General features: G+C 59.8%; 7 protein-coding genes. 5 read left to right on the forward strand and 2 right to left on the reverse strand.

Annotated features, from left to right (window positions below; all coding sequences use genetic code 11):
* Positions 1–198 precede the first annotated feature (198 nt).
* Positions 199–585, reverse strand: a complete 387-nt coding sequence (locus tag HCG46_RS11670) for a phasin (protein WP_031269792.1) — start codon at positions 583–585, stop codon at positions 199–201.
* A gap of 261 nt (positions 586–846) precedes the next feature.
* Here HCG46_RS11670 and HCG46_RS11675 point away from each other — a divergent pair, with 261 nt between their 5' ends.
* The 5 genes from HCG46_RS11675 to ftsH all read left to right on the forward strand — a co-directional run bounded on the left by HCG46_RS11675 (position 847) and on the right by ftsH (position 11,548).
* Positions 847–5,565 (forward strand): ATP-binding protein, encoded by a 4,719-nt coding sequence (locus HCG46_RS11675; protein ID WP_168686327.1) that lies wholly within the window; start codon positions 847–849, stop codon positions 5,563–5,565.
* A gap of 26 nt (positions 5,566–5,591) precedes the next feature.
* Positions 5,592–6,284, forward strand: coding sequence for a DUF4336 domain-containing protein (locus HCG46_RS11680; RefSeq protein WP_205838473.1), 693 nt, complete (start codon positions 5,592–5,594; stop codon positions 6,282–6,284).
* Positions 6,285–6,553: 269 nt separating this feature from the next.
* Positions 6,554–7,597 carry a Fe(3+) ABC transporter substrate-binding protein gene (locus tag HCG46_RS11685; RefSeq protein WP_023002175.1) on the forward strand — a complete coding sequence of 348 codons (1,044 nt, stop codon included), beginning with the start codon at positions 6,554–6,556 and terminating at the stop codon, positions 7,595–7,597.
* Positions 7,598–7,916: 319 nt separating this feature from the next.
* A complete protein-coding gene (locus HCG46_RS11690) occupies positions 7,917–9,605 on the forward strand; it encodes an iron ABC transporter permease (RefSeq protein WP_023002177.1) in 1,689 nt (562 codons plus the stop codon).
* A 116-nt stretch (positions 9,606–9,721) separates the two neighbouring features.
* Complete coding sequence (gene ftsH / locus HCG46_RS11695; RefSeq protein WP_152504662.1) at positions 9,722–11,548, forward strand: ATP-dependent zinc metalloprotease FtsH; 1,827 nt, start codon at positions 9,722–9,724, stop codon at positions 11,546–11,548.
* Positions 11,549–11,576: 28 nt separating this feature from the next.
* Here the strand turns inward: ftsH and HCG46_RS11700 are convergent, their stop codons facing one another.
* On the reverse strand, positions 11,577–13,745 hold the full coding sequence (locus tag HCG46_RS11700; protein ID WP_168686331.1) for an EAL domain-containing protein: 2,169 nt from the start codon (positions 13,743–13,745) through the stop codon (positions 11,577–11,579).
* Positions 13,746–13,868: the final 123 nt, after the last annotated feature.

Here is a 13,868-nt window from a genome sequence, read left to right on the forward strand (position 1 = left end):
TTTCGTCGGTTCCGTTCTGCAAAAAGCGGAGCGGACTGCAGCCCTTTGTCGGTAAGCCATTGGCTGGACAAGGGAAGACGAAAACATACAATCAGGACCGGAAAAACATTACAACCAAAGCAGGAAATATTCAATGAAACACTTGTGACACCTTGCGCGGGGCTCTGGCGCCCTGCGCAAGGAAAAATGCCGGCCAGATTATTTTTTCTGGGTGGCCTTGGCCGCGTCCTGAACGGCCTTCGTCGCCGAGTTGGAAAACTCGCGCGCCTGTTCGCCGAGGGACTCCATCTGCCGGCGCAGATAGTCCTGCTGCAGCTTCATCATGTCCTCGACATTTTGCGCCTTGACCAGTTCCTGCGCAAACTTGAATGCCGCATCGACATGCTCTTCGGCATAGTTCAGCGCCTTCTTGTTTACATCCGCAGCACCGGCCTGAACCGCATTTGCGCTGTCTTCCGCATTGCTGACAGCCTTGTGGGTCGCGCCCATGAAGTCGTCAAAGGCCTTGCGGGCCTGGTCGACGCTCTTTTCCGCGAAATCGCGCATCTGGTCGGGAATTTCAAAACCGGTCTTGTCTGTGCTCATGTCGGCGCTCCTCAGGTCGACGAAAGATGTCAGGCGGGTATCCTGAAATCCTTCCATGCCAAAAATTCGTAACACGACGATGGCATTCCGGCAAACTTGTCCGGTCGGATTAACCACGCCTTCATGTAACCCCTTTAGCAACCTTGCTTTACGTGGACTGTGTTGGAGATTGCTTGTATTAACGGAGTGTTTACCACTTTGGGCAAATCCGGCCGCCACGCACCCGTCAACCGGTGTTGCAGACCAGTTTGGAGCAGAGCCATGGACGAACAAACCCTATCATTCCTGGAACTGACTGCCATGGATGATCTGGTTCAGCTTGTCGCCGACAAAAGGGCAGCCTGGCTCTGGTCGGCCGACGGGGCGCGTATTCTATGGGCGAATGCTGCCGGTGCTTCCTTTTTCTCCGCACAGTCCGTAGCCGATCTGGCCAACCTGACGTCGCTCGAGCGCTCACCCGCCCGTCCGCATATCGCCCGCATTGCCGAATCCGGCCCTACAGACAAGTTCAGCATCGACCGGCTGCGGTTTTACCGGGGTCTCAGGGTCATGCTGCTGACCTGTCAGTGCATGCGCATCGAGCTGGACAACGGTGAAGCCGCTGCCCTGATTGTCTGCGGTGACAAGGGTCTGTCCATGACGAAGGACCCGGTGCCGGCTTTTGCACAGATGTTGCGTGCCGATGATGCCACCGTGTTCGTGACGGATGCCGGTTCGGTGGAAGGCTGTTTTGGCGAACTGAAAGGAACACCGGAAGACCTCGACCTGCCGGACGGACAGACGGCGCTTTTCGGTCCTCTGGAACTCGATGGTGACTTTCATGAGGGCGTTGTTCTGAAGGTGACGGACCGCCAGAAGCTGGTCGTCCTGGAAAACCTGCCTCTGGCGGATCCCGGCACTGAAGCCGGGGAAGACAGCTCTGAAAGCGCGCAAGAAGCGGACGCCTCAGCAATTGAAGCCGGGCTGCTGGCCGCAGGCGTTGCCGCCGGAGCTGCAGTAGCCGCTGACACTTCGTCCGCGGACGAGGAAACAGTTTCCCAGACCGGTGAGGACGACGCCGGTTGGGTACGGGCCGACGAAGACGAGTTTGAAACTGTTGACGACATGGCCGCAACGCAGGCCGCCCCTGCCCTACCCGTTGAAGAACCTGTTGAGGAAGACCTCGACGACCTGGCTGCCAGTGAGCAATCCATTGCCGCTGGTGTTGTCACCTCAGACGACATCTCCCCGATGGATGCCGGAGAGGCGGACCTTGAAGACGCGTTGTCCGACCTGGAAGAGATTGAAGACGACGACGGCGAGACGGCAGAAGACGTCTCGGCCGATGCTGAAGAGGACGACGGCCTCGAAGAACTCGACCTCGAGGAAAGTGTCCTTGAGGAGACGACCGCCAAAGTCGTGGCCGAAGACACCTCTGATGACGCTGCAACGGAAGGTGGGGACGGCTTTGTCTTTCAGCCACGGCGCAGACCTGTGCGCTTTGCCTGGAAGATGGACATCGACCAGCGCTTCACCTTTCTGTCCGACGAGTTTGCCGAAGTTCTTGGCCCTTCCTCAACCGACATTATCGGTCTGACCTGGAAGGAAGTGTCCGACGCTTTCGTTCTCGATCCCCGTGGCCATATTGCGCGGGCGCTCGACCGACGCGACACCTGGAGCGGAAAGACAATCGACTGGCCGGTCTCCGGTGCGGACCTGCGCGTACCTGTCGACATGGCCGCCCTGCCCGCCTTCGACCGGAACCGGAAATTCGAAGGCTATCGCGGCTTCGGAGTTTGCCGGACCGCGGATGCCGTGCCCGAGCATGGCAGCCAGCCCTCCGGCCCGGCGCTGGCCGTTGTCGGGGCATCTGACACTGACATTGACACTGACAGGGACGAAACCGGACGCGACACGCTTGCGGAAGACGAAGCCACCCACGCCGCTGCAACGCTGCTGGAAGGCGCGCGCGGTGCCGAAGCTGCCGACATGCCCGTGGCGCCAGAGGTGGAAGACGACATTGCCACCGCGGGCGATGACAACGGACATGAAAACGTCCGCTCTGAAACAGGTGATGAAACGACAGATACATCGACTGGTGAGGCTGGTACCGATGAAGCTGGTTCACCAGACGCAGCAGAGCAGCAGGCAACCGCGGAGGCAGCAGCCAAGCTTGCGGAATTGAAGCCGGCAAAACCGGATTCTTTCGCGGGAAAGACCTTTCTTGGCGCAAGTGCGGCTGCTCTCGTCGGCTCCCTGGCAAAGTTCACCGGCAAGGCCCCGCAGCGCCCGGCAGACCCACCAGTAAAGGCAGACGAGCCCGCCAAGGCGGATACCCGACACCTTGAAGCAGACACGTCTCCAAAGGACGTTGGCCCGGATGCCGACAAGGATTTCGACGATCTGCCCGGCGCAGCTCTCGACAGCAAGTTCAAGGCCCTGGAATCCGGTCTGCAAGATGCACCGGAAGACGATGCTCTTCCCGAGGAAAGCGACGTTCTGGAGACTGGCGAAGACAAGCCCGTCTCCGGCAGCGATGAAACCGTTCCTGAGGACAGTGAAAGCGCTGAGGACACCGGAACTGCAACCGACGAAACGGACGACGTGGCAGAAGCAGTCGTCGATGACGCTGATGCAGTAGCTGATGACGAAGACCCTGAAGACGAGGTCAGCGACACGTCGAGCGAAGACACCGCCATCGTTGATGACGACACTGAACTGGCAGACGAAGACGAAGCGGACGCCGACAGTGAGAACTATGCTGCGACCGACGAGCTGACCGGTGAAGAGACAGGGGACACCACCACAGCCGTTGCAGTGCCCACTCCAGCGAGTGCCGAACCAACCGGTATCTCCGGGCCAGCGGCGCTGAAACCGGCTGAAATCGAAAGCGCGGTCAAGTCGCTCGCCAAGGCTTACAAAGAGGCGGAAAAGAAGTCTCGCGACCTCTTTGAGGAAGAAGAAAACCCCACGGCCCCGGATGACGACGACATGTCGTCCACAGCCGTCGCAACAGCCGAAAGTGACGAGGACCAGCAAACGGGAACCGATGAGGCTTCGGCTGGCGACGAAGATCTGTTCGAGCCCGAGCCTGCCTTTGAAGACACCCATTTCGATCTTGTTGAGGAGGAAGACCGCGAGATCGAAGCCGTGGCAGCGTCATTGGAAACGGACGATGCGGCTGAAGAGCGCGAGTTCTTCGAAGAAACCGCTGCCTTCGAGAGCGAGGACAAGGCTGCCGAAACCGCCGACGCCGATGAGCCGGCCGAACCGAAACCGACAGGCCAGGTCATCCCGCTCGCAACGGTGAAACCGCGCGTTGTTCCGGTGGATACCTCCGGTCTTTCCCGGCCCGAACGTCAGGCCTTCCGCAAGATCGCCGAAGCCCTTGGAGCACGGCTGGAGGGCGACCTTGAAGATTTCGATGCGCCCGATCCGGTGGAACCGGTCGAAGAGCTGCCGCCCGAAGTTCCGGAAGCCGGCCCTATCGACCCGAGCCTTCTGGACCGCCTGCCCATCGGCATCGCCATTGCCCATGACCGGGAAGTTCTCTATGCCAACAAGGCGCTGCTGAGCATGCTTGGCTACAAGTCGATCACCGCGCTCTCCGAGGCTGGCGGGTTGGAAGCCCTTTTCATCGACGATGCGGAAGAGCTGCCGGACGCCGAAGGCATGGATGGTGAAGTCGACGAGACCATGAAGATGCGCCTGTCGGATGGCGGTGTCCTCAACGTCGACGCTCATATGCATTCCGTTCCGTGGAACGGCACGCGCGGTCTGATGATTTCCATCACCGAACGCAAGGCCAAGCCGGCACCTGCGACCGCTGCTCCGTCTTCGCCGAACTTCTTTGCGGAAGTCCGCTCGGAACTTGATAGCGCGCGCAACCAGATCGCCGAGATGGACACCATTCTGGAAACGGCGACCGACGGCGTTCTCGTGCTTGATCAGAACGGCACGATCCTGAAAGTGAACGGCTCCGCGGAGGCGCTCTTCAGCGCCAACCGGTCCGACATGATCGGAGCGCCCTTCACGGATTTCCTGGCGCCTGAAAGCCACCGGGCGGCGGCCGACTATCTGGACGGATTGTCGCGCAACGGCGTTGCCTCGATCCTGAACGATGGCCGCGAAGTGCTTGGCAAGGTTCCGACCGGCGGGCTCATCCCGCTGTTCATGACCATCGGCCGGATCAGCGGCAACAAGGACGACGTCAAATACTGTGCGGTGCTGCGCGACATCACCCAGTGGAAGACGGCAGAAGAAGAACTGACCCAGGCCAAGCGTCAGGCTGAAAACGCCAGCTCTCAGAAGTCGGATTTCCTGGCGAAGATCAGCCACGAAATCCGCACCCCGCTGAACGCGATCATCGGCTTTTCGGAAGTCATGATGGAAGAGCGCTTCGGCCCGATCGGCAATGACCGCTACAAGGACTATCTCAAGGATATCCGTACATCCGGCTCGCACATCATGAGCCTGATCAACGATCTCCTGGACCTGTCCAAGATCGAGGCGGGCAAGCTGGATCTGAAGTTCTCCGCCGTCTCGACCAACGACGTCATCAACGAATGCGTTGCCCTGATGCAGCCGCAGGCCAACCGGGAGCGTGTCATCATCCGTGCCAGCCTGCCGGAATCCGTGCCCGATGTCGTGGCTGATCCGCGGTCTCTGCGCCAGATCGTGCTGAACCTTCTGTCCAACGCGATCAAATACAACAAGTCCGGTGGGCAGGTGATCCTGTCGACGGCGCTGGAAAGCAACGGCGAAGTCGCGCTGCGGGTTCGCGATACCGGCACCGGCATGACAGCCAAGCAGCTGGCAGCGGCGCTTGAGCCATTCCGGCAGCTGCATACCTCCAGCCGCGGCGGTGGAACCGGGCTTGGCCTGCCGCTGACAAAGGCACTGGTGGAAGCCAACCGGGCCAGCTTCCATATCGATTCCACGCCGGATCAGGGCACCCTGGTGGAAATCATCTTCCCGACACAGCGGGTGCTTTCGGAGTAATGCCGGGCTCCCGACAGGAGAGCACCTTGGTTGAAGTCGACAGCAATATCTGGATCCTTGAAGGGGACACTGTCTCCTTCTACGGATTTTGTTACCCGACCCGCTGTGTGATCATTCGCCTGCCGTCCGGCAAGCTGTGGGTCTGGTCACCCATCGCCTTGACGCCGGCGGTCCGGCAGCAGATCGATGCCCTTGGAACCCCGGCACATCTCGTCAGTCCCAACAAGATCCACCATCTCTTTCTGCAGGACTGGAAGGCGGCCTGGCCGGAGGCCAGGCTCTGGGGACCTCAGAGCACCATTGCCAAGCGTACGGATCTCGCCTTCGAACCGGCGCTGGACGAAGCGGTGCCAGATGCATTCGAAGGCGTCATCGACATGGTGCGCTTTTCCGGTTCTCCGGTGATGGACGAGTTGGTGTTTCTGCACCGGCCCTCGGCAACCGTCATCCTGGCCGATCTCAGCGAGCATTTCTCGCAAGGTTTTTTGCACCGGCACTGGAAACCCTGGCAGCGCTGGATTGCCGGTCTATGGGGCATTGTCGAAGGCAAGGGCTATGCGCCCCTGGAATGGCGGCTGAGCTTTTTCGACCGCCGAAAGGCCCGAACCTGCCGGGACAGGATCCTTGCCTGGTCACCGGAAAGGGTGATCATGGCGCACGGCGTCTGGCAGCCAGGCAATGGCACAGCCTTCCTGCGGCAGGCGCTTGCCTGGGTGTGACAGTTTTTCACGCCAGCCGGTAACGCGTTCGTGATCAGCCTTTCGAAGCAAGCTTCAATGACCATCAGACCTAAAGTCGAGTCTTAAACTCCTGTATTCTCACCGGTTTTCGGCAAAATAGTGGAATGCAATCCTCCAGTTAGTTTTGAATCATTCTAAAGTATTGATTTTGCTAGATTTATTGACTTGAAGCCCCGCTAACGACATATTCCCGGCAAGCTTCGGACCCCGCTTCCGAGCAACAAGAACCATATCAACGGGAGAGTTACATGAATTCCACTTTCCGCATCCTGGCAGGCGCTGCCCTGCTGTCTTCGGCAACCCTTACCGCTGTACCCGCATTTGCCGACGGGGAAGTGAACATCTACTCCTATCGCCAGCCTTACCTCATCGAGCCGCTGCTCGACGCATTCACCAAGGAAACCGGTATCAAGACCAACGTGGTCTTTGCGGCTGAGGGCCTGGGCGAGCGTATTGCGGCTGAAGGCGCCAACTCTCCGGCCGACGTTCTCTTGACCGTCGACATCGGGCGCCTGGACGGTGCCAAGCAGCTCGGCATTTCACAGCCGGTTGTTTCTGAAATCGTCAATGCAAACGTTCCGGCAGAATTCCGCGACCCGGAAGGCCACTGGATCGGCCTGACCAACCGTGCCCGCGTGATCTACGCTTCCAAGGAACGCGTCGACCAGGACAGCATCACCTATGAGGAACTTGCCGATCCGAAGTGGAAGGGCCGCCTGTGCACCCGTTCCGGTCAGCATGTGTACACCGTCGGACTGGTCGCCTCGATGGTCGCCCATCATGGTGCGGAAGAAACCGAAAAGTGGCTTGAAGGCGTCCGCGACAACCTTGCCCGCAAGCCTGCCGGCAACGACCGCGCCCAGGTCAAGGCCATCTTCGCCGGCGAATGCGACATCGCACTCGGCAACACCTATTACATGGGCCTGATGCAGACCAACGAGAAGGAACCGGAACAGCAGACCTGGGCTGACAGCGTCCGCATCCTGTTCCCGAACACCGACGACCGTGGCAGCCACGTGAATGTTGCCGGCGTCATCCTGACGAAGAACGCACCGAACCAGGACAATGCGGTCAAGCTGATCGAGTTCCTGTCTTCCGATGAAGCGCAGCAGATCTACGCCGAAACCAACCATGAATATCCGGTCAAGCCGGGCGTCGCGGTTTCCGAGCGCGTTGCAAGCTGGGGCGAGTTCAAGAAAGACACCCTGTCACTCGCCGACATTGCCAAGAACCGCAAGACCGCCAGCGAGCTGATCGACGAAGTCGGCTTTGATGACGGCCCGGCCTCCTGAGGCCATATCGACAAAAAAGACGGGCGCCGCATTTTGCGGCGCTTTTCTGTTGAGAGCGAGGAAGGCGGACTTTCAAACTATTCTGGGGCCCGTCATTGCCGGACTTGATCCGGCAATTCATGCCGTTCCCTGTCGACAAAATTCAGAGGTGACGTCGATCCGACCCTCAACGGCATGGATGCCATGGTCGAGCCATGGCATGACGAAAAGAAAGCCACCGCAAAAATTCAGGTCACGCCTCGGGATCTCTTGGCTTTTGCATTTTCCGGGTTTTGCCTATAGAGCTTCCTGCGAACCATTCTCAAAGAAATGACAGGCCTTGCTGCGCACGCCCACCCTCACTTTTGCTGACCGTTTCTGGCAAATTGCATCGCTGGCGATTGCCACACTGGTGCTGTTGCCACTGGCGGCGATCGTGTGGATCGCGCTGACGCCGACGGGCGAAGTCTGGGGCCATCTTCTGACAACGGTTCTGCCCGGCTCCTTGCAGACGACGGTTTTGCTGATGCTCGGGGTCGGCCTGACCACAGGCATCACCGGCGTTGCCACGGCCTGGCTCGTGACGATGTGCAATTTCCCGGGAAGAAAGGTCCTCGACTGGGCCCTTCTGGTGCCCCTTGCGGTGCCGACCTATATCGTCGCCTTCGCCTATGTCGAAGTGCTCGATTATACCGGGCCGGTTCAGAGCCTGATCCGCACGCTTTTCGGTTTCAAGACGTCCAGAGACTACTGGTTTCCCGAAATTCGCTCACTGGGCGGCGCCATATTCGTCATGGGGGCAGTGCTTTACCCTTATGTCTATCTGACGACCCGGGCGAGCTTTCTGATTCAGTCCGCCTCGACGCTGGATGTCTCGCGTACCCTTGGCGCTTCGCCTTACGGGCTGTTCTTTCGTGTCGCCCTGCCATTGGCACGCCCTGCCATCGTCATCGGCATTTCGCTTGCCTTGATGGAGTGCCTCAACGATATCGGCGCGGTGACATTCTTCGGCGTGAAGACCCTGACCTTTTCCGTCTATGACACCTGGCTGCACCGTTCCAGCCTCGGTGGCGCAGCCCAGCTCGCGCTTGCCATGCTGGTTATGGTGTTCCTGCTATTGTGGCTGGAACGGTTCGGGCGGCGCAAACAACGCTTCGACAGCGGCGGTGGCTCCAAGCACCGGCCACCGACACGCTTCGAACTTGGACGCTGGCAGGCTGCGCTTGCGTTGCTGCTATGCCTGACGCCGGTCTTTGTCGGCTTTGTGGTTCCTGGCCTGCTGCTTGCAGACCTGGCCAGCCGGCGCCTGGACGGTTTTTGGGACAGCGGATTTCTGGATGCTGTCTGGAACAGCCTCAGCCTCGCTGCCATTGCAGCGCTGATCACCGTGCTCATTTCCGTTGCCCTGGCCTATGCCCTGCGTCTCAACCCCAGGGGTCCATTGAAGTTTGCCGTCCGGCTTGCCTCGATCGGTTACGCCATTCCGGGCACCGTTCTCGCCATCGGTATTCTGGTGCCGTTGGCCGGCTTCGACAATTTCCTGGATGCCCGCATGGAAGCCTGGTTCGGTATCAACACCGGCCTGCTACTGCTGGGGAGCGGCACCGGCCTGGTGTTTGCCTATGTGGTTCGCTTCCTTGCAGTTTCTTACGGCCAGGTCGAAGGTGGTTTCGGCCGGATCACACCTCATCTCGACATGGCGGCGCGCACGCTCGGCCGCAACAGCGGTCAGACCCTGACGCAGATCCACCTGCCGATCCTGAAGCCGGTGCTGTTGTCCGCAGCCCTGCTCAGCTTCGTCGATTGCATGAAAGAGCTGCCGGCAACGGTTCTCCTGCGTCCGTTCAATTTCGAAACCCTGGCAACGACCGTGTTCGAGGCCGCCTCGCGCGAAGCCTTTGGCGAAGCGGCCCTGCCCTCGCTTGCCATCGTTCTGGTCGGCCTCATCCCGGTCATCTATCTCGCCCGTTCCAGCGCCTCGTCCTTCCGCACGCAAACGTCCAAGCGGCAACTGGAGCCGGTCGTCTGAACCAGGGCAGCCATGCCACCTCGTGCCCACCTCGTGCCCACCTCGTGCCTTGACAGCCTCCGGGCGAACCGCGTCAATGGCGGCATAGTTCAGACAATTGCCGGGACAGTTTCACGATGGAAAAGAAACACCAGATAAACCTTTGGTACGCCTTCATTGCCATGATGCTGGTGCTGATGTTCCAAAGCTGGTGGACCACCTACAAGACCGTCGAGCAGATCCCCTACAGCCAGTTCGAGCAGTACCTCAAGGATGGAAAGATCGAGGAGATCGCCGTCAAGGAGAACTTCATCGAAGGCAAGTTCAAGGCGGAACTGAAGGACGGCAAGCAGTATTTCGTCACTACGCGCGTCGAGGTTCCGCTCGCCGACGAACTCAGCAAGTACGACGTCAAATACACCGGCGTCGTCCAGAACACCTTCATTCGCGACATCCTCTCCTGGGTGCTGCCGGTCTTGCTGCTGTTCGGCCTCTGGATGTTCTTCATCCGCCGGTTTGCCGAAAAACAGGGTCTTGGCGGCATGATGACGGTCGGCAAGTCAAAGGCGAAGGTGTTTGTCGAAAAGGACGTGAAAGTCACTTTTCAGAATGTCGCCGGAGTGGATGAAGCCAAGCGGGAACTGAAGGAGATTGTCGATTTTCTGAAGGAACCAGCTTCCTATGGCCGTCTGGGGGCACATGTGCCCAAGGGCATCCTGCTGGTTGGCCCTCCGGGCACAGGCAAGACGCTTCTGGCGCGCGCCGTGGCCGGTGAAGCCGGTGTGCCGTTCTTCTCGATCTCCGGCTCCGAATTCGTGGAGATGTTCGTCGGCGTCGGCGCCGCACGGGTTCGCGACCTCTTCGAGCAGGCCCGAAAGGCCGCCCCTGCCATCATCTTCATCGACGAGCTGGACGCACTGGGCCGGGCGCGTGCAGCCGGCCCGATGGGCACCAACGACGAGAAGGAACAGACGCTCAACCAGCTTTTGACCGAGCTCGACGGGTTTGATCCGTCCAGCGGCATCATCCTGCTGGCAGCAACGAACCGGCCGGAGATCCTCGATCCAGCTCTCCTGCGCGCCGGGCGCTTCGACCGGCAGGTTCTGGTCGACCGGCCGGACAAGATCGGCCGGCGGGCGATCCTCGATGTCCACGTGAAGAAGATCAAGCTGGCCGCAGATATCGACCTCGATCAGGTTGCCCAGCTGACAGCAGGGTTCTCCGGCGCCGACCTTGCGACGCTGGTCAACGAGGCGGCCCTCCTGGCAACACGTCGGCAGGCGGATGCCGTTACCCTGCTGGACTTCAACGAGGCAGTGGAGAGGGTGATTGCGGGACTGGAAAAGCGCAGCCGGATCCTGTCGGACAAGGAACGAAAAACCGTCGCTTTCCACGAAATGGGCCATGCCCTGGTTGCCGCCAACCTGGAAGGCTGTGATCCGGTGCACAAGATCTCGATCATCCCGCGCGGCATCGGCGCGCTCGGCTACACGATGCAGCGGCCGACCGAGGATCGTTTCCTGTTGTCCTCTCTCGACCTGGAAAACCGCATGGCTGTCCTGATGGGCGGCCGGGCGGCTGAGGAGATTGTCTTCAACGAGATCTCTACCGGGGCTTCCGACGACCTGCAGAAAGTGACCGAAGTCGCCCGCGACATGGTCATGCGATACGGCATGGATCCCGACCTTGGCAATCGCGCCTATTCCACCCAGCGCCAGAACTTTCTCGGCCAGCCTGCCGGAGACGTTGCCGAGGTTTCAGAACAGACCCAGCGGGAGATCGACCTTGCCATCAAGCAAAGGGTGGAAACTGCCTTCCAGCGTGCCAAGGCGCTCCTGAACAGCCATCGCGGCGAACTGGACGAAGGGGCTTCATTGCTGCTTGCAAAGGAAACGCTGACCGATCAGGACTTCCCCGCAATCCGCCCCCTCGCCGAACGCCGGAAGACCGAGGCGGCGGAGTAAGGCCGGTTCGTGTCAACGTCGAATTGCCTCACGCGGCGAACGTGCTGCCGCCTTTTGGCTGTGCTCCGGCGGCCAGGTGCTGATGGTTGCCATCCATCAGAAATGCCTTCGACCAGGCTTCGAAATGTTCTGCCGGCATCGGCCGCGCGAACAGGAAGCCTTGCGCAGTCGTGCAGCCGTTCTCAGCCAGGAAAACGTGTTGTTCTTCCGTTTCGACGCCTTCGGCGACAACCTCGTAATTGAGGCTTTTCGCCATTGCCAGAATGGTTTGAACGATCGAGCGGCTGTGATGGTCATCGGCAAGACCGCTGATGAAACTTCGGTCGATCTTGAAGGTGTTGAACGGCAGACGCTGAAGATGCGCCAGACTTGAATAGCCGGTGCCGAAATCGTCTATCGCAAAGGTAATGCCGGCTTCCAGAAGTGGCTTTGCCGCCTCCGAGATTCGCTCCGGATCCCCCATGGCAACAGTCTCCGTCACCTCGAGTTGCAGCAGCTCGGCCGGAAAGCCCGTGATTTCCAGAATGTCGAGGACGCGGGCGGTGAAGCCCGGCTTTTCAAGCTGGCGAATGGAAACATTCACGGCCAGCGGCAGACGTTGGCCATGATCGAGCCAGACCCGACCCTGGCGGCAGGCCAGTTCCAGCACCCTGTCACCCAGGCGCGTGATCAGATCGCTTTCTTCGGCAACATCGATGAAACATCCCGGTGCCAACAGGCCACGTTCGGGATGGTCCCACCTGGCCAGCACTTCGGCACCAACCACCCTCAACGTGGCGCAATCGATCTTGGGCTGAAAGGCGATGGTGATCTCATCCGCCAGAAGGGCCCGTTTCAATTCCGCTTCCAGACGAATGCGTTCGTGAGAGCGGGAATCGCGCTCGATCTCGTTGAAGAAGCATGCACGGTTGCCGCCGGTTCGCTTGGCCGCATACATGGCAATGTCCGCGTTCTTCAGAATGGCGGTGTAGTCCTCGCCGTCATCCGGATAGGTCGAGACGCCGATGCTGGCCCCAACGGCCATTGTCAGACCGTTGATTTCCAGCGGTTGCTCGACGCATTGCACCAGTTGGTCCGCGAGTGTGTAGACGTTGGACATGGGCTTTTCAGCCGGCAGGACGATGGCAAACTCATCGCCGCCGAGCCTGGCGACAAGTGGTGAAAAAGCCGTCTTGCCTGCCCCAACCTTATCCGAGGAGTTCAGCAAGCGCTGCAGCCGCGCCGCCACTTCCTTCAACAGTGCGTCGCCATGATCGTGTCCGTAGCTGTCATTCACCCGCTTGAAGCGATCAAGGTCAATAAACAGAACGGCCATCCGGACCGGCGTGCCGTCCGCAAGCTGCATGTTTGAATTGAAATGCTGACGGAAGCTCTCCCGGTTCGGCAGCCGCGTGACCGGGTCCACATAGGCAAGCTCGTGAATGCGGGCCATGTTGTTCCGAATGGTTCCGACCATGTCTCGATAGGCGCGGGCGAGAACACCGATCTCATCGGTTCGTTCGACTGGGAAAGGCGCGTCGAAATTGCCGGCGCTTACCGTGTGGGCGGTCTGGGTCAGCGCCTTGATCGGCCGGACGAAATTTTCCGCAAAATGAAACGTCACCGGAACACAGAATATCAGGAGCACCAGGGTGATGACGATGTTCCGTCCCCAGATGGCGAACAGCATGCCGTTGGCCTGAAGACGTTTGACCGACACCAGCGCAACCCCTAGAACCGGGCTGTTTGCCGTCTCGCGCACCGGCAAGGCTATTTCGATCCTGGCTCCGGTCTGACGGATCTGATCGAGCCCGGTTTGCAGCGACAGCTTGATCAGCGGATGCTGGTCCATTTCGTCGAAGTAGCTCGTGTCCGGATCGCTGTCGATAGTGACCGCACGCGCGGGATCGTGAACCTGCGCCAGATCGACCACGCCGCTGCCGGCAATGCTTTCCAGTTCCTGTTCAAGGATCAGATAGTGGTGGTTGGTCAGATGCGGTACGGCCAGTCGGCTGACGGTCGCCCCGATGGCCCGCGCGTCCGAAACCACCCTTTGCTCCTCGTCCCGCAGGTCCAGGTAGCTCGCCACCATGATCATCACGACCGAGAGCGCCAGAAACAGGCCGGCCACCAGCAAGACAAAGCGGGTGCGCAGGCTGGGCAGCCAGGTCGACAGGACTTTTATCAGCTTTGAGACAGCCCCATGCGTTCCAGGCACGCCAAACACCCCTTGCGAATACCTGAACACCATACAGAACAAGTCTTGAAGGTGGATTGAAGAAGGTAAATGCGGGTGACCAGATCGCGTAAACACTGATCTGTTCTTTAGCCGGGAAATCGA

The organism is Labrenzia sp. PO1, assembly GCF_012273635.1.
GTDB classification, from domain to species: domain Bacteria; phylum Pseudomonadota; class Alphaproteobacteria; order Rhizobiales; family Stappiaceae; genus Roseibium; species Roseibium algicola.